Here is a 17,990-nt window from a genome sequence, read left to right as displayed (position 1 = left end):
AATCCTGTCTGAACATGGGGAGACCACTCTCCAAGCCTAAGTACTCGTGCATGACCGATAGCGAACAAGTACCGTGAGGGAAAGGTGAAAAGCACCCCGACAAGGGGAGTGAAATAGAACCTGAAACCGGATGCCTACAAACAGTTGGAGCCCGCAAGGGTGACAGCGTACCTTTTGTATAATGGGTCAACGACTTAGTGTGACGAGCAAGCTTAAGCCGATAGGTGAAGGCGCAGCGAAAGCGAGTCTGAACAGGGCGTTCAGTTCGTCGCATTAGACCCGAAACCGAGTGATCTAGCCATGAGCAGGTTGAAGGTTGGGTAACACCAACTGGAGGACCGAACCCGCATCTGTTGCAATAGATTGGGATGACTTGTGGCTAGGGGTGAAAGGCCAATCAAACTCGGAAATAGCTGGTTCTCCGCGAAATCTATTTAGGTAGAGCGTCGACCGAATACCCTCGGGGGTAGAGCACTGGATGGGCTATGGGGACTCACCGTCTTACTGATCCTAACCAAACTCCGAATACCGAGGAGTACTAGTCGGCAGACACACGGCGGGTGCTAACGTCCGTCGTGAAAAGGGCAACAACCCTGACCTCCAGCTAAGGTCCCCAAGTCATGGCTAAGTGGGAAAGGATGTGAGGATCCCAAAACAACCAGGATGTTGGCTTAGAAGCAGCCATCATTTAAAGAAAGCGTAACAGCTCACTGGTCTAAATAAGGGTCTTTGCGCCGAAAATGTAACGGGGCTAAAGCCATGCACCGAAGCTGAGGATTCCTCTTTGAGGAGTGGTAGCGGAGCGTTCCGTAAGCCTGCGAAGGGATACCCGTGAGGGGTCCTGGAGGTATCGGAAGTGCGAATGTTGACATGAGTAACGATAAAGAGGGTGAGAGACCCTCTCGCCGAAAGACCAAGGGTTCCTGCTTAAAGTTAATCTGAGCAGGGTTAGCCGGCCCCTAAGACGAGGCGGACACGCGTAGTCGATGGGAACCACGTTAATATTCGTGGGCCTGGTGGTAGTGACGGATCGCTTAACTTGTCTGGACTTATTGGATTGTCCGGGCGGGGACGCGGTTCCAGGAAATAGCTCCATCATTATAGACCGTACCCGAAACCGACACAGGTGGTCAGGTAGAGTATACCAAGGCGCTTGAGAGAACTATGCTGAAGGAACTCGGCAAATTGCACGCGTAACTTCGGAAGAAGCGTGACCCCAATGGACGCAAGTCTTTTGGGGTGGCACAGACCAGGGGGTAGCGACTGTTTATCAAAAACACAGGGCTCTGCGAAGTCGCAAGACGACGTATAGGGTCTGACGCCTGCCCGGTGCTGGAAGGTTAAGAGGAGGGGTGCAAGCTCTGAATCGAAGCCCCAGTAAACGGCGGCCGTAACTATAACGGTCCTAAGGTAGCGAAATTCCTTGTCGGGTAAGTTCCGACCTGCACGAATGGCGTAACGACTTCCCCGCTGTCTCCAGCATAGACTCAGTGAAATTGAATTCCCCGTGAAGATGCGGGGTTCCTGCGGTCAGACGGAAAGACCCCGTGCACCTTTACTATAGCTTTACACTGGCATTCGTGTCGGCATGTGTAGGATAGGTGGTAGGCTTTGAAGCAGGGACGCCAGTTCTTGTGGAGCCATCCTTGAAATACCACCCTTATCGTCATGGATGTCTAACCGCGGTCCGTCATCCGGATCCGGGACAGTGTATGGTGGGTAGTTTGACTGGGGCGGTCGCCTCCGAAAGAGTAACGGAGGCGCGCGATGGTGGGCTCAGAGCGGTCGGAAATCGCTCGTCGAGTGCAATGGCATAAGCCCGCCTGACTGCGAGACTGACAAGTCGAGCAGAGACGAAAGTCGGTCATAGTGATCCGGTGGTCCCGCGTGGAAGGGCCATCGCTCAACGGATAAAAGGTACGCCGGGGATAACAGGCTGATGACCCCCAAGAGTCCATATCGACGGGGTTGTTTGGCACCTCGATGTCGGCTCATCGCATCCTGGGGCTGGAGCAGGTCCCAAGGGTTTGGCTGTTCGCCAATTAAAGCGGTACGTGAGCTGGGTTCAGAACGTCGTGAGACAGTTCGGTCCCTATCTGCCGTGGGTGTAGGAATATTGACAGGATCTGTCCCTAGTACGAGAGGACCGGGATGGACATATCTCTGGTGGACCTGTTGTCCTGCCAAGGGCATAGCAGGGTAGCTATATATGGAATGGATAACCGCTGAAGGCATCTAAGCGGGAAACCAACCTGAAAACGAGTATTCCCTTGAGAACCGTGGAAGACGACCACGTTGATAGGCTGGGTGTGGAAGTGCGGCAACGCATGAAGCTTACCAGTACTAATCGTTCGATCGGCTTGATCGTTCCCATTGCTCATGCTCATCAAACGAAGTTTGATGATGCTATATACGTCCTCACGCGCCAAAGGCGCTGCGGACGGCGCGCCGGACTTCCGGCGGCTCGGCTCTGCCGGCTGCTGGAATTATCCGGATAAGACGCAAGACGTGTTCAAATCAAAGAGATGGCCTCCCATCTCACCAGCTTCTCATTCGGTTTGCGCCCTTCGGGCGCAAATCTTGCGCTTTGCCGACCTGGTGGTTCTGGCGGGGTGGCTGCACCCGTTCCCATTCCGAACACGGCCGTGAAACGCCCCAGCGCCGATGGTACTTCGTCTTAAGACGCGGGAGAGTAGGTCGCTGCCAGGTCTGCAAAACGCAAGAAATACCGGAAATCTTCTCGACACAAACCACTTCGGCCCTGCCGAACACGGGCCGCCCTCAAGCGGCCCTTTTGTTTTGCTAGACTGAAAATAACAAGTGCGTCCCTTACACGAGACAAATCGCTTCGCAATTTGCTCGGCAGAGACCATAAATCCCTTCGGGATTTACGTTACCGCGATAAATCCCATAGGGATTTACGCTGACCGGATAAACCGCTAAGCGGTTTACCTAGAGGACGCGGGGTGGAGCAGCCCGGTAGCTCGTCAGGCTCATAACCTGAAGGCCGCAGGTTCAAATCCTGCCCCCGCAACCAAACCACAACAAAAGCCCGCAGGACAGAAATGTCCGCGGGCTTTTTGCGTCTCTGGAACATAAGCTGTCGACGCCACCCAAAGCCCGCCCCGCCTAACGCCGATCCCCTTGCCCCAGCGGTTGCCAGGCTGCCTACTGCATGTCTCCTTAAATCGACCTCGTTTTAAGGATGGAGACACGCAGAAAATCAAAGTTCTACAGTGACCTTTGCGCGCCTGATGCGTCTGATAAGACGCGTGGCGCTGCAGGTAACGCAAAAGCAGCGGCCGATACCTACGACCGCCACACTCCGCTCACTCCCCGGGAGGGGCGACGCAATCGCGTCACGCTGGAGCGGTAGAGCGAGGAGGGCCGACGCGCTATCGCGTGTCCCTGCGGATGCCCCTGAGAATTGGGCTGCCCGAGGCGTAGACAGCCGAAACGTCCTGTGCAACAGCCCGCACGGCACACCTACGCGATCGCCGCGGCGCTCGGCCGCGGCGCGGAGGAAAATCCGGCCGCAAGTCAGCGTCAGCAGGACCGCCGCTCAATCGGGTACGACGTCCCATTTGTCGTCGGGATTGAAACGATCGATGAAGGGCACGATCTCTTCGGTGCTGGGCCCGAGATCGCGCTCATAGACGATGCCCTGCTGGTTGACGACGAAGGTCTTGACGCCGGTTTCGGCATAGCTGACCGGCCAGGCGATCAAGGCGAAACCGCCGATCATGTTGCCGTTGATGACATAGTCATAGCGGCCGCCGGCTATGTTGTCGCCCTGCGATGTCAAAATGCGGAAACGGTAGCCGAAATAGCCCTGGCCGGCCTTCGCCTTTTCCAGCGCCGCTTCGCTGATCGTGTCGCCGACCGGGCTTTCGCCGTCGCCCTGATCGGCCGGCCAGTAGAGCCCGTCGGTCTGGCCAGGCGTGCTGATCAGTTTCTGCGCATATTCGAGGACGCCATCGGCGTCGCGATCCCGCGAGGCATATTCCTGCTGGGCATCGACATAGGCCTGTACCGTATCGATCGCCTCGAGCTCGTTCTCGCCGACGCGGCGATTGAGGATCTCCTCGAGTCCGACATAGGTGTCGAAGGCCCATTTGCCGTCCTCGCCCTTGGTGAGCGGGAAGGGCAGGGGCCACAGCCGGTCGCCGAGCTGGATGATCTTGCGCCCCTCGAGATCGCGCACGACGACATTGCGGGCGGCACCTTCGCGAATGAGCGCGAAGGTATCCATCGCCCCTTCACCGGCCTTCAGCTTCTCCGCATTGAGTCCCAGTAGTTTTGCCAGACCGGCGAAGTCGTTGGCGGCGAGCTTCGCCTTGAATTCGTCGACCGCCTTGGCGGGATCATCGAAGACCGGTGGATCCTCGTCCGCCGCATAGGCATCGAGGCCCGCAGCCATTTGATCGGTTGGCACCTGTTCCGCCGGCGCCTGTGTCTGCGCGAAGGAAGCGTCGATTGGCATGGCGGCCAATGCCAGAACCGATGCCAGGAGAAGCGGATTGAAGAGCTTGGTCATGGTCGATCTCCTGTGATCCGGTCAACGCCTGCGGCCGCCGCCGCGCCCGCCGCCACCGCCACGGTGCATCGGCGGCCTGCCGCCGCCGCGGCTCATCTGTGGTCGCCCGCCGCCGCGCTGGCCGCCGCCCATGCTCTGACCGCCGCGGCGTGACGAGTTGATTTCCCTCCGTCCAGGGTTGACGTTGCCGAGGCCCGACGGCTTGTTCGGCCGGTTCTGCGCCTTAGCGGCCATCTTCTTCTTGCCGCCCTGACGGTTCACCTGAGAGGGCTTGTTGCCGCCAGGACGGTTGAGGCTCGGCTTGCCGTCGCCGGGCCGCGCTTTTGCCGCTGCCTGCCCGCCTCCGGGCCGCGCCGTCGGCCTCTGCTGCGCCTTCAGCCCTTCGAGCGTGCTCTTGCGCACGTCCCTGATCTGGCCGCCGCCACCGCCGCCCGGACGCGCGTTCGGCCGATCGCGATTGATCTCGGCGGCGCGATTGCGGAGGTTGTTGTTGCCGTTCGCCTTGATGTCGTTCTTGATGCTGTTTCGGTCGAAATGCTGAAGCTGGTCGCGGTCGAAGTTGATCTTGCTGCGATCGACATTCTTCCAGTCGATGTCGTTCCACTTCACCTTGCCGTTGATGTTGTTGAAGCAGTTGTTGCAGTCGACATCGATGTCGCCGTTCCAGCGCCCGCCCCAGACGCCCCAATCGTCCCAGTCGACGATCGCCGCGAAGGCAGCACCGGTCACCGCACCGGCGAAGAAGGCTGCTCCTGGGTACCAATAGGCGGGATAGGGTTCTTCGTAGTAGCTGATCGGCGCCGGCGCATAGTTGGGCTCATACAGCATCTCCGGCGGATACTGCGGCACGTAGATCGTTTCAGGGTTGGCGGCCTGGATCACGACGTTGTCGCCTTCCTGGACCACCTTCACCTTGTCGTCGCTCTTGATGATGTTCTTGGCGACGGCCTCGTCGCGCAATTGCTGTATGGCGATCAGCACGTCCTTCTGCTGATTGGCAATCGCCTCGCCGAAAGACTGCGTCCATTCGAGGTCTTCGCTCATCATCTTGACGATCTGGGGATAGTTGAGCAGCGAAATGACGCTGCCGTCCCAATCGTCCTTTGGTTTCATGTCGGGCTTCTTCTGGCGAGCCTCCAGGAACCGCTCCGCCTCGACGATCTGCAGCGGATAGAGCGCGGCAGCGGAAATGAGCGCCACCAGCTCGTCCGGATAGAGCGCGATGCGCGCGACCAAAATCTCGAGCTCGTCGTCGCTGAGCGGTTCCGGCGCTGTCTGCTGTTCAGCCGCCGGCGCGCTCGCCGTCTGCTGTGCCAAAACAGCCGTAATGGGCATTGAAACCAGTATCGTCACTGCGCTACCGAGCGCGATGATCGTTTTCCGGATCATCTATCCAGCCTCCCTTTGTTGGCTGAGGCGCGCGAGCGCTTGAACAAGCGCGCGTGACAGCCCCCTGTCGACGCTGTTTCCGCTGCAACCAGAACTTGATCGTGTCGCAGCTTCCGTTCCTGCTGCTGTCTGTCACTGGTATCTCTAGAGGAGGCTTGCCGATGAGGAAGCCCGAATGACGTATGCTACTGTATGTTACTGCCGATTGGCGCTCGCCGGCCTAGGATCCGCATGACTGTTGCATGAGGGGAGCTATGGTGGCGGCCTGGGTTGCAGGGGCAGCGCCCGGGCCTATTGGTTTCTGCAGGACGCGGGGCCGTCGAGAAGCCGCAGCGAAGCGGTGAATAGCCGCATGAAGGGGTGAGGGTAAGAATGGCTGATGATTCCTCCCGAAAGGGCGTGGTTCGCGATGGGCCGACCGGTCCCTCTTTCGAGGCGAAAATTACGGATATCGCCAGGGTCGGCATCGTCGGGCTTTTTGCCTATTGGTCCCTGACGCTGATCGCGCCATTTGCGATCATTCTCATATGGGCGGCAATCCTTGCCGTCGCGCTCTACCCCGCTTATGCCCGGCTCGGCCGCCTTCTCGGTTCGCGCAGGCTGGCATCATTCCTCATCACGCTGGCCTGTCTGGCCGTCATCGTCGCGCCACTGGCCGCGATTGCGGTCAGCTTTGCCGAAGGGCTCCAGGCGCTGCTTGCAAAACTTGTCGACCGTTCTCTGACCGTACCGATACCGCCGGAATATGTTCGCGACTGGCCGGTCATCGGCGAACGGGTTCATGCGGTCTGGAGCATGGCATCGGACAATCTCGAAGCCCTCTTGCGCAAGCTCGAACCGTCGCTGATGCAGGCAGGCAGCAAGGCGCTTGGCAAGATTGCGAGCGTCGGCGCCGAGGTGCTGAGCTTCGTGGTGTCCGTCTTGGTGGCTGGCTTTCTATTCGGCTCCGGCGAACGGCTGGCGGAGATAGCGCAACGCTTCTCCGGCAGGATCGGTGGTGACAGGGGTATCGGCTTCCTGCGTCTGGCGGCTGCGACGATCCGAAACGTCGCACGCGGCGTCATCGGCGTCGCGTTGCTGCAGGCGTTTCTCTGTGCCTTGGTGCTCGGGCTGTTTCAGGTTCCGGCGCCCGGTGCGATCGCCTTCGTCGTGCTTGTTCTCTGCATCATCCAGATCGGCCCGGCGCTGGTTCTGCTACCTGTGATCATCTGGGCCTGGGCGACAATGGATTTCGGTCCGGCGCTGCTTATGACAATTCTGCTGGTCCCGCTCTTCGTCATCGACAATGTGATGAAGCCGATCCTGGTGGCCCGCGGGCTTTCGACGCCGACGCTGGTCATTCTGCTGGGGGTGCTCGGCGGGACGCTGTCCTACGGATTGATCGGCCTCTTCCTGGGGCCGATCGTTCTCAGTGTCGTCCACGATCTGCTGATGGTCTGGATGCAGGGGGAGACGGCGCGGGAAAAACCTCAACCCGACGCATCACAATCGCCGAGACCGGTCTGATCACAGGTCGGTCAGTGGATCGAACTGTCGGTGCGCGCCTGCTCGAATTCGGATTCGGGAATCGGTACGCCGGCCTTGCGCAAACCGTCAAGAAGCTGTTGCCGGTCCTGCGGACGGCGCAGCCTCAGAGCGGCCTCCTGGGGGACAACCTCAAGCAGGCCCGGCAGGTTGGTTTCGATCCATTTCCGTTCTTCCTGCGCCTCAGCGCCTTTGCCAAGCTTGCCCAGGGTGGCCAGAAGCATGACGCGGAAGAATGGATGGGTGCGAAGATCCGCCATGCGCGCCCATCGCTCGGCAGCGACATAGTCGCCCCCGAAGTAGGCGCAGACCGAGAGCGCCGCTTCGAAATAGCCGGCGGGAGCAGAGTTGCGGCCGACGGTTTCCGACAGGAGTTTGCAGCCGGAATCCCATTGGCCCGACAGCGCCAGCCGGAACCCGTATTCGCCGGCGAGTTCAGCGTCGTTGGGATTGATCGCAAGTGCGCGCGCGCCAACGGCCAAGGCAGCATCGACGTCACCACGGAAGAACAGGGTAAGCATCCGCGCCTCAAGGGCCCGCGCGTCCTGGGGATCCAGATCCATGGCGCGGACTGCCGCTTCGGTTGCCCGCTCCAGCATCGCCGATGAGGAACGATCGCGGCGCCCCTGGAAGGCGTCGATATAGGTCATCGACAGCAGCGCCCAGGCCGTCGCGTAGGTCGGGACCTGCCGGGTCGCCTGTTGCAGACACCCCTGAATGGCGGCCAGGCTTTGCGCACTGACGTCGCCGCGGTGGTCGTAGTAGCTCAAGGTGCAGGCATAGGCTTGCCAACCATCGGGAACCGACTGCTTGAATGCGGCGGCGCTGGCCTGGAAAATGGCGCCATAGGGTTGTGCCACCGCACCGGCTACAGCCGCTGCGGTCTTTGCCTGCAGGTCTATGGCTTTGCCGGCTTCCATCTGCTCGTCGTAGGTGTTTGCCCACACCACCGATCTATCGGATCGATGGACGAGCCTCGCCACAAGCCGAAGTCTTTCGCCGTCGAAGCGGACCCCGCCCACCAGGGCAAAGGCCGGCCCCGCTTGCGGCGAGGCGCCGGCCCCATCACGGGTCGCGACGGTGATTTCCTTGAACTTGGCCAAGTTGCCTATGACCTCGTCCGTGAGCCCGCGGGTCATCATCGCCGATTGAGGGCTGCCTGAGAGATCTTCAAAGGGCGTGACGACGAGCCTCGGGATCGCCGGCCGCATGCCGATAACGGCATCGTCTTCCTTCTGAAGGAGGAATGCGCCGGCTGTCAGGCCGCCGCCGATGCAGACAATGGCCGCTGCGGCGAGCCAGGTTCCTCGCCTGGCTGCTAGTACGGAAGATTCCTGTCCAACGCCTTCGTCGGCGTGCCTATTGGACGGGAGCCATGGGGCGAGGCGTCGTTCGAAGGTCGGTACGTAGGCGCCCTTGGGAATGCTGATGATGATCGGGTCGGTTCGTCCGGCGACGAGATAGTAGCGTTCCAGCGCCCGGCGAATGCGGCCTGCTTCGATCCGCACCGCCGGATCCGTCTGCGGGTCGAAAGAGGAATCTCGGCCGAAGACCTCGGTTGCAATTGAATAGGCCTTTATGCGATCTCCCCGGCCAGCGAGCGTTTCCTCGATGACATAGGTCAGGAATTTGCGGTCACGCTCCGGGGCGTCGAACTCGGCGCTGCGGCGAATTCGATCAAGTTGCGCCAGAATTTCTGCATCGGTGGCTGGGGCCGTTGCCGGCTCGATCCGGCCGTCCTGCCGACTTTCCATGGCCATGCGCGCTCCCATGGTCACAATGTGAGATTGTATCCGGCGGTACTGTAAGCTCCCGTATCCTACGTCTCCACCCGGCCAAAGCGCAATATGTATTGGCGGGCTGTATTAAAGTTGTGCCTCGGTTGTATCCAGCGCGCGCACAAGGGCGCAGCCGCCTACTCTAGGATCGCGCGCTGTTTCGCAGCGGTATGCGCGGCTTGTCCGGCGGCGTGCGGAAGGTCTCTGCCGGCGCGGGGCGACCGACGTGGAAACCCTGGACCTGGTCGATCCGGAAGCGCCGCATCAGCGCCAGTTGCTCGTCGGTCTCGACGCCTTCGATCAGGATCTTGTGGCCGCGGTTTCTTACCAGGCCGATGATGTCCTGCAACATGGCGCGACCCTTGGGTGTGTTGCAATCGTGCAGGAACGACCGGTCGATCTTCACGGTATCGAAATCGATCAGGCGCAGCCAGGAAAGGCCGGCAAAGCCCGTGCCGAAGTCATCCAGCCATATTCGGATGCCGAGCGTCTCGAGATCGCTGATGCAGCGCAGGATGCCCGAGTGCATCTCCATCTCCAGCCCTTCGGTGATTTCGAAGGCAAGGCGGCTGCCGGCCACGCCGGTCTCGCCGAGGATCGCGGCGACCGAGGTTGCAAAGCCGGGCGTCTTCAGCTGGATCGGCGAGACGTTGACGCTGACCAGCGGAATGTGGTTGTCGACGAGGAGCTCGCGGCAGACGGTCTTGATCGCCCAGCGGCCGAGGTCGAGAATGGCGCCGGTCCGCTCGGCGACCGGAATGAAAAGGCTCGGCGGGACCGACGTGCCGTCCAGCATGGTCAGGCGCATCAGCGCCTCGACCGCCTCGACCTCACCGGTCATCACGTTCCTGATCGGCTGGTAGACGAGCGATACCAGATTCTGATCGACCGCGATCTTCAGAAGCGCGGCAATGTTCTCGCTTTCGTCGCTGCTTTGCGGATCGTTCGGGTCGAACAGCTTGGCGCAGTTTCGGCCGGTCGCCTTGGCGGCATAGAGCGCACGGTCAGCCTCGTGGATGATCTTCTCGAGCTTGGCGCCGGTCTGGTTGCGGGTGAAGGCAGCGCCGACGCTGACGGTCACGATGGAGACCCCGTCGCGCCGCTGCTCATGCACTAGCCGCATGTTCTCGACGGTACGGCAGATGACCTCGGCCAGCTCGGCTGCCTGCTCCAGGGTGTCCAGGCGGGCAAGGACGATGAATTCTTCGCCACCGTAGCGGCCGATCGAACCGTTATAGTCCTTGATCGCCTCGCCGAGCGCATTGGCCACCAGAACCAGGCAGCGATCGCCCTCCTGATGACCGTAGCAGTCATTGTATTTCTTGAAGAAATCCACGTCGATCAGCATGGCGGCGAAGCTCTTTCCGAGCTTCTGCCAATCGTTCCAATAATCGCGCAGCTGCTGGTCGATGGCGCGGCGGTTATCCAGGCCGGTCAGGGGGTCGGTATTGGATAGCCGCAGGAGCGCCATGCCGCGCTCCGACGCCTCGTTCTGCTGGATCTTCGCCTCGAAGGCGTTCAGGAAAACCTTGTAGCGCTCGCGATTGAGCTTCCAGTTTACGTAGGAGGTAAAGACGAAACAGGAGACATAGAAGGTCCCGAAGGCGATCAGATAGGCAGGATCGTGTTCGGAGAAGAACGACAGGGCGACGAAGAACGTCGTGAGCACTATGCCGGAGGCGACGACCGAGAGGCGGAATCGGAAGCTGAAGAATAGATTGGCGCCCATCATGAAGATCGCGCCGAAGATCATGTAGTAGGACATGCTGGCCGTGTCCGCCGTCGTCATCGCGGGGACGAGCCAGCCGATATAACCGAAAACAAGTGCCGCGGCGCAGGTGCCGTCGAGCCACTTGGTTCGCGCCTTGATGCGATGCAGGATCTCGAAACACAGGAGCGCGCTGATGCCGACGACGAGGCGTGCGAGGATCGTATAGAACGCGACATCGGGAACCAGCAGGATGTCGATCGCGAAAAACAACAGGTAGACGGCAACCGCGACCCACAGGCCCTGCCTGGTTGCCGCGCGCCGGCCAGCCTCGCCCTCCATTCGATAGAGTGTCTGAAGCTCAGCCAATTGCGGCCTGTGCGGCTGCTTGTGCAGGTCGATGTCAACTACGTCGGCCAACGTGTGCTTCATGCACTGATCCATCGCGTTGCGTCACGGTCAACGGAAACGGTCGTCGCTTTTCCATCAATGGACGTTGTTTCGGACACTCCATGCTTGCCACCCGCTTCAAGCCTGCAACAGAAGCGGGTGGTGCGGGGTGGGATGATAGGAGGTGTCCATTAAGTTTTGTTAAATTAAAGGGCCGGAACACCCAGGATTAGGCGCGACCCAAAAGGAGGAAACACGAGAATTTACCTTATTATATACAAAAACTTGCAAACCGAGCCGTAATGCGCGCATCTTCGCGACCATTGTTAACAAAGCATTAACGGATGGTCTTGCGTGCGCCAATTTCAGACGGTTTTCGACGGTCAAAGCCTGATTACTCCCAAGGCGATGGCCGATGAGTTCGTTTCGCCCAGAAGCGAACGGCATGACGAACAGCTCTCGCTCGGCAAGGCCGAGCTCGCAGTGATTCTCAGGATTGCGCAGGAGCAGTTCCTGCAGGGAACGGATCCGGCGAAGATTATCGACCGGCTTGCCGCCGCTCTTCATGAAACCCGGGCCAAGTTCCACCCGAACGTTTGGCAGGAACTGATCCCGATCGCCCAGGCGCACCCGGTGTCTGAGTATTTCCTCCAGGACCCGTTCACCCGGTGGTCCTTCGAAAAGCCCCGTGGCTACTCGGGCGACGCGCAATTGCTCGACTTCATCTATGGTCACGCGAGCGTCGCCAACGAGATCGAGCGGGCATCACCTATTGGACGCGCGCTTTATGATTACACCAAGGACGCGTCTTCCTCGGTCGCGGTGCGCGAGCGTCGCGACCTTCTGACCCGTCACGTCGACGAGATCGCAGCCAGCCGCGGTATCCAGGCGGAAATCCTGACGATTGCCGCCGGACATCTGCGCGAAGCCAATCGCTCGGTGGCGCTTGGAGAGCGCCGGATCAAGCGCTGGGTGGCGCTCGACCAGGATCCGCTCAGCGTCGGTTCGATCAGCCGCGACTTCCGCGGCACCTGCATCGAAGCCGTGGATGGCTCCGTCCGCAGCCTGCTCGGCCGCGATCAGAAGCTCGGCAAGTTCGACTTCATCTATGCCGCCGGCCTCTACGACTACCTTGCCGACAAGGTGGCCATCAAGCTGACCCATCGCTGCCTGCAGATGTTGAAGCCGAACGGTGTTTTCCTGTTTGCCAATTTCGCGCAGGATATCGGCGTCGACGGCTACATGGAGACCTTCATGAACTGGGCGCTGTTGCTGCGTTCGGAGGCGGACATGTGGAACATCATCCGTAAGAGTGCCGGCAAGGCCGCCATCGACGCGCGCGTCCAGTTCGGTGCCAACCGGAACATTGTCTACGGCATCATCCAGAAGCATTCCTGATTTGCTTCCGTCTTGACGGGTCCTCCGGCGAAAGCCGGCAGGCCTGAAATCAATGACTCGGCAAGTGAATGCTTGCTTCGCTCATTCCGTTCGCAAGGCATCAGCCCTGCGGGCGGAGAAACCGGGTCAGGAGAAGCCGCAGCATCGCGCCTTCGTCCTTTGGCTTGAAGCCGGGGTCGACAGCGACCCGGCTGAAGATGCCGTCGATGATCGCGGCGATCCATCGGGCGGCACCGTCGGCGTCCACAGTCCGATCGATCTGATTTCTGCTGGCCGCGCCGCGAAGCAGCGTTGCAAGGGCTCCCTGAAACTCGGCGTCATTGGCGGCCGCGAGCGTGCCGATCCGCTCGTCGCGCATCGCTTCAGCGGCGATTTCGAGTGCCAGGCTCGAATAGGTCGGGTCGCCCGCGAGATCGAGAACGGTGTCCATGAAACCGAGCAGCGCGGCGAACAGGTCTTCGGCTTCACTCAATTTACGGAAGATCTCCGCCGTTTCTTGACGTTCCTCCTCCACGATCGCCGCGATAATGGTGTGCTTGGTCGGAAAATAATGGAAAAGATTGCCTGGGCTCATGCCTGCCTCGGCACAGATTTCGGCGGTCGACGTGCCGTGAAAGCCCTTTCGCGCAAAACAGGCGATTGCTGCATCGAGGATCAGTCGACGTTTGGCGGCGTGTTTCTCGGGGTCGACCTTGCGCATCGCCAATTCTCCTTGCTGGCCCGGCTCTTTATTAGACCGAACACTCTAATTTCGTGGGGTGGCGCGCCGCTGTCAAGGTCGCTCGCTGACACGACCTCCGCCATCTTCCCGCAATGCTAGTGTGTGATCTGCCTTACAATTGTCACGTTTGATGGATCAGATAATTAGATCGATTGATCTAATTATTATACGACGCACTTTGCCCGATCTCAAGACCGAGAGCTCGGATCGCCCGTGTTTCCGATCCGACCGGCCTTGCCAATGGAAAGCCAATGAAATGAGACGTACAGTTGAGTTGAACGTCGTCCTTGCTGCGCTCCTCGCGCTTGCCATGACGCATGGCGTGGCGCACGCCTCCGGGGAGGCCGCGGCCTCCGTTCCCGTCGACAGCGCCGCAATTGCCCGCACGGTATCGACATTCGTCGCCGACAGCCGTCCCCAGGAATGGACACGATCCTTCGCCGGCATCTTCGTCGCTCGCGAGGAGATTGCCGTCGGCACGACCTTGACCGATCAGCGCATCGCCAAAGTCGAAGTCGAGATCGGCGACCGGGTTGCGGTCGGGCAGGTGATTGCCCGATTGGAGACCGACATGCTGGAAAACCTTCTGCGCGAGGCAGAGGGCCGGGTGGCGCGTGCCGGCGCTACGATGGCGCGGGAGGCGGAAACGGCCACGCAGGAGCAGAGGAAGCTCGCCCGGGCCCGGCAATTGCGCCATCTTCAGGCCGAAACCATTCTCGAGGAACGGGTCTCGGCGCTCGCGATCGCCGAGCAGGCGGTGAAGGTGGCGCGGGCCGACTACGAGCAGGCGGAAGCGCTCGCGGCCGAGGCCCGCCGCAAGCTCGAACGCGCTGTGATCCTGGCTCCCGCCGCGGGCATCGTCTCCGAGCGGCTCGCCCGCGCCGGTGCGCTTGCGGGCTCGGATCCGCTCGTCAAGCTGATCCGCGACGGCGAGATCGAGTTCGCCGCAGAAGTCCCGGAAACCGAACTGCCGCTGCTCGCCGTCGGCCAGATCGTCAGGGTCAGGCTCTCCGGTCGCAGTGACTGGATCGAAGGGACGGTGCGGGTGATCAATCCGAAGATCGATCGCGAAACCCGGCTCGGCACCGCTCAGGTCACGCTGAATACGGGCAGGCCGCCCTTTGCCGGCACTTTCGGCCGGGCGGAGATCGTCGTGGCCGAGCGCAAGGCGATCATGGTCGACGATTCTGCGCTGCTTTACGGGGCCCCCGACGGCACGGTTTCGGTCTTTGTCGTCGATGCCGGCAAAGTGACCCGCAAGACGGTTCAGCCGGGCATGCGCCAGGGTGGCAAGGTCGAAATCGTCTCGGGGCTCGCAACCGGCGACCGGGTCGTTCTCAAGGCCGGGGTGTCGCTGCGCGAGGGTGAGGCGGTCCTGGCGAGAGATGTCCAGCCGGCACAGGCGGGCGAGCCGCAATGACCGGCAACATCTCTGCCTGGGCGATCCGAAAGCCCGTTCCGACGATCGTCCTCTTCGTCGTCCTCACATTGATGGGCATCGCCTCGTTCCTGCGGTTGCCGGTCAATGCCAATCCGAGCGTGTCGTTTCCGGTCGTGACGGTTGTGATCACGCAGCCGAGCGCCCAGCCGGCCGAAATGGAAACGCAGGTGACGCGCCGCGTCGAAGGCGTGGCCGCCGGCCTTGTCGGGGTCAGCCATATGCGCTCGACCATCACCAATGGCGTGTCAACGACGACGGTCGAGTTCAAGATCGGCACGGATCCCGACCGCGCCGCCAACGACGTGCGCGAGGCCGTGGCGCAGATCCGCTCTGACCTGCCGCAGTCGATCCAGGAACCCATCGTCTCGCGCGTCGATGTCGATGGCAGCGCCATCGTCTATTATGCGGTGCGCGCCCCCGACATGTCGCCGGTGGAACTCTCCTGGTTCGTGGACGATACGATCAACAGCGAACTGCTGACGCTGCCCGGCGTGCAGAAGGTGCAGCGTCTCGGCGGCGTCAATCGCGAGGTCCGCGTGTCGCTCAACCCCGAGCGTCTGCTGGCGGTTGGGGTGACCGCTGACCAGGTGAATACGGCGTTGCGCGAGATCAACACCAATATCCCGAGCGGACGCGGCGAGATCGGTGGCCGCGAGCAGTCGATCCGTACCATCGGCAGCGCCGGCTCGGTCGAGGAATTGTCGCGGCTGTCGATCCCGCTATCGGGCGGCCGCTGGGTGCAGCTTTCCGATATTGCGACGATCGAGGACACCTCCTCCGAACCGCGCAACTTCGCGCGCGTCGACGGCGAACCGGTCGTCAGCTTCTCGGTTTCGCGCAGCAAGGGGGCGAGCGATACCGTCGTTGCCGACGCCGTTGCCGCGCGACTGAAGGAAATCCGCCAGCGCATGCCGGGCATCGAATTCACCGAGCTGATCTCGCTCGTCGAATACACGCAGGAAAGCTACGATGCGGCCGTCACGGCCCTGATCGAAGGTGCGATCCTGACCGTCGTCGTCGTTTTCGCCTTCCTGCGCAACTGGCGGGCGACGCTGATCTCCGCGCTTGCCATGCCGCTCTCCATCCTGCCAACCTTCGCGGTAATGGACCTGCTCGGCTTCACCCTCAACGGCATCAGCCTGCTGGCGCTGACGCTCGTCATCGGCATTCTCGTCGACGACGCGATCGTCGAGATCGAGAACATCGAACGCCACGTCGACATGGGCAAGCGTCCATTCATCGCAGCGATCGACGCAGCCGATGCGATCGGTCTTGCCATCGTCGCCACGACCTTGACGATCGTCGCGGTCTTTGCGCCGGTCAGCTTCATCGGCGGTGCAGTCGGGCAGTATTTCAAGCAGTTCGGCCTGACGGTTGCGATCGCCGTGCTGTTTTCGCTGGCGGTGGCTCGCCTGCTGACACCGCTGATGGCGGCCTACCTGCTGCGGCCAAGGGGCGGCCATGGCCATTCCGGCAAGCCATCGCGCATTGCCGACGGCTACCGCCGCCTGCTCGGCTGGACGCTGGATCATCGCAAGACGGCCTTGTCGCTGGTCGCGCTGATCTTCATCGGCTCGATCGGGCTGCTGACGATGCTGCCGACCGGCTTCCTGCCGACGAGCGACAGCAACGTGTCGCAGCTCAAGATCGTCTTGCCGCCCGGCACGCGGCTTGCGGAAACGGCCCGCATTTCCGACGATCTGGTCGGCCAGATCAGGGCGCGGCCGGAGGTCGAAAGCGTTCTGGCGACGGCGGAAAACCTCAACGAGGTGTCTCTCCGCATCAAGCTCAAGCCGCGCGAGGAACGCGGCCTCGATCGCAAGTCCTTCGAGCTTTCGCTGCGCCCGCTGTTGGCGGCAACGCCCGATATCCAGGCGACGTTCTCGTCCGTCGAGGGGGCCAAGGATCTGTCGATCTATCTGACGAGCGACGATCCGGAGGCGCTGATGGCTTCCGTCCGCCGTCTCGAAAAGGAGATGCGTGCTCTTCCCGGACTGGTCAACGTTCAGTCCACTGAGCCGCTGCTTTCGCCGGAGCTGCTGGTCAAGCCGCGCTTCGACGAGGCGGCAAGGCTCGGCGTCTCGGTGACCTCGATCGGTACTATCGCCCGCATCGCCACGATGGGGGACAGCGAAAGCAATTCGGCACGTTTCAACCTCGGCAATCGCCAGGTGCCCATCCGCGTCATGCTCGACCAGTCGGCCCGGGGGGACGTCGATACGCTCCGCAATCTGAGGGTCGGCACGAATGCCGGCCGAGTGGTGCCGCTGACATCGGTCGCCGATATCTCCTTCGGCGCGGAGGAAAGCAGCGTCGAACGTCTGGATCGCAAGCGCCTGATCGCCGTCGAGGCCAACCTCAACGGCATTACGCTCGGCACCGCGTTCCAGGCGATCTCGGCGCTGCCGGCCATGACCGAACTGCCCTTGGGCGTGTCGCAAGCCAACTACGGCGAAGCGGAATACATGTCGGAGATGTTCCGTAACTTCGCGCTGGCCTTGCTTGCCGGCATCCTGATGGTCGCGGCGGTTCTGGTGCTCTTGTTCAAGGATTTCCTGCAGCCGATCACCATCCTGGTGGCCCTGCCTTTATCGATCGGCGGGGCGGCGCTCGCCTTGCTGCTCTTCGGCGCTTCGCTCGATCTCTCGTCGACGATCGGCATCCTCATGCTGATGGGCATCGTCTGCAAGAACTCGATCCTGCTCGTCGACCATGCGATCGAGTGCCGCAACGGCGGTGCCGATCGCCGGACAGCCTTGCTGACGGCGGGCGTCACCCGCGCGCGGCCGATCATCATGACGACCATCGCCATGGTGGCGGGCATGGTTCCCGCCGCGATCGGCATCGGCGCCGATGCTGCTTTCCGGGCACCGATGGCAATCGCCGTGATCGGGGGGCTGATCACCTCGACCATGCTCAGCCTCGTTTTCGTCCCCGTCATGTTCACCGTGATGGACGACATCAATGCGAAGCTCGGTCGTCGGCTGAAGCGGTTCTCTTCGGTGACGGACGAGGACAGGGCAACGGATGCGGCCCGGATCGGCAAGCAGGGCGCACGCGGCGCTGCTGGGTAGCGAGGGCGCGCAAGCGCAGGCTCTATCGAT

At 61.4% G+C, this 17,990-nt stretch carries 9 protein-coding genes, 1 tRNA gene and 2 rRNA genes (1 of these 12 only partly in view); 7 read left to right on the top strand and 5 right to left on the bottom strand.

Annotated features, from left to right (window positions below):
- From QM996_RS15390 to QM996_RS15380, 3 genes are all read left to right on the top strand, one after another.
- Positions 1 to 2,368 (top strand): 23S ribosomal RNA (locus QM996_RS15390) (it extends 429 nt beyond the left edge of the window).
- 226 nt (positions 2,369 to 2,594) lie between these two features.
- A 5S ribosomal RNA gene (gene rrf, locus QM996_RS15385) occupies positions 2,595 to 2,709 on the top strand.
- 251 nt (positions 2,710 to 2,960) lie between these two features.
- Positions 2,961 to 3,037: transfer RNA gene (locus QM996_RS15380), tRNA-Met, on the top strand.
- A gap of 525 nt (positions 3,038 to 3,562) precedes the next feature.
- On the opposite strand, the gene QM996_RS15375 is transcribed toward QM996_RS15380, so the two are convergent.
- Positions 3,563 to 4,537: a DUF2950 domain-containing protein gene (locus tag QM996_RS15375; protein WP_500268217.1), complete on the bottom strand. Its 975-nt coding sequence runs from the start codon at positions 4,535 to 4,537 to the stop codon at positions 3,563 to 3,565.
- Positions 4,538 to 4,558: 21 nt separating this feature from the next.
- A complete protein-coding gene (locus tag QM996_RS15370) occupies positions 4,559 to 5,926 on the bottom strand; it encodes a DUF3300 domain-containing protein (RefSeq protein ID WP_500268216.1) in 1,368 nt (455 codons plus the stop codon).
- 372 nt (positions 5,927 to 6,298) lie between these two features.
- Between QM996_RS15370 and QM996_RS15365 the strand changes: the two genes are divergently transcribed.
- Complete coding sequence (locus QM996_RS15365) at positions 6,299 to 7,432, top strand: AI-2E family transporter (RefSeq protein WP_500268215.1); 1,134 nt, start codon at positions 6,299 to 6,301, stop codon at positions 7,430 to 7,432.
- 11 nt (positions 7,433 to 7,443) lie between these two features.
- Here the strand turns inward: QM996_RS15365 and QM996_RS15360 are convergent, their stop codons facing one another.
- Together QM996_RS15360 and QM996_RS15355 are read right to left on the bottom strand one after the other, a co-directional pair.
- Positions 7,444 to 9,210, bottom strand: a complete 1,767-nt coding sequence (locus QM996_RS15360; protein WP_500268214.1) for a hypothetical protein — start codon at positions 9,208 to 9,210, stop codon at positions 7,444 to 7,446.
- A 160-nt stretch (positions 9,211 to 9,370) separates the two neighbouring features.
- Entirely contained in the window at positions 9,371 to 11,368 is a 1,998-nt protein-coding gene (locus QM996_RS15355) for a putative bifunctional diguanylate cyclase/phosphodiesterase (protein ID WP_500268213.1), read from the bottom strand.
- A 312-nt stretch (positions 11,369 to 11,680) separates the two neighbouring features.
- Between QM996_RS15355 and QM996_RS15350 the strand changes: the two genes are divergently transcribed.
- Positions 11,681 to 12,724, top strand: a complete 1,044-nt coding sequence (locus QM996_RS15350) for a class I SAM-dependent methyltransferase (RefSeq protein WP_500268212.1) — start codon at positions 11,681 to 11,683, stop codon at positions 12,722 to 12,724.
- 100 nt (positions 12,725 to 12,824) lie between these two features.
- On the opposite strand, the gene QM996_RS15345 is transcribed toward QM996_RS15350, so the two are convergent.
- Positions 12,825 to 13,424, bottom strand: coding sequence for a TetR/AcrR family transcriptional regulator (locus QM996_RS15345; protein ID WP_500268211.1), 600 nt, complete (start codon positions 13,422 to 13,424; stop codon positions 12,825 to 12,827).
- Between the two features lie 277 nt (positions 13,425 to 13,701).
- Here QM996_RS15345 and QM996_RS15340 point away from each other — a divergent pair, with 277 nt between their 5' ends.
- A complete protein-coding gene (locus QM996_RS15340; RefSeq protein WP_500268210.1) occupies positions 13,702 to 14,865 on the top strand; it encodes an efflux RND transporter periplasmic adaptor subunit in 1,164 nt (387 codons plus the stop codon).
- A complete protein-coding gene (locus tag QM996_RS15335; RefSeq protein WP_500268209.1) occupies positions 14,862 to 17,960 on the top strand; it encodes an efflux RND transporter permease subunit in 3,099 nt (1,032 codons plus the stop codon). The genes QM996_RS15340 and QM996_RS15335 overlap by 4 nt, the downstream gene beginning before the upstream one ends.
- Positions 17,961 to 17,990: the final 30 nt, after the last annotated feature.

Source organism: Sinorhizobium chiapasense, assembly GCF_045277575.1.
In the GTDB taxonomy this organism is placed as follows: domain Bacteria; phylum Pseudomonadota; class Alphaproteobacteria; order Rhizobiales; family Rhizobiaceae; genus Ensifer; species Ensifer chiapasense_A.
Note: the sequence above shows the minus strand (reverse complement) of the source record. Positions and strands in the feature narration are given on the sequence as shown.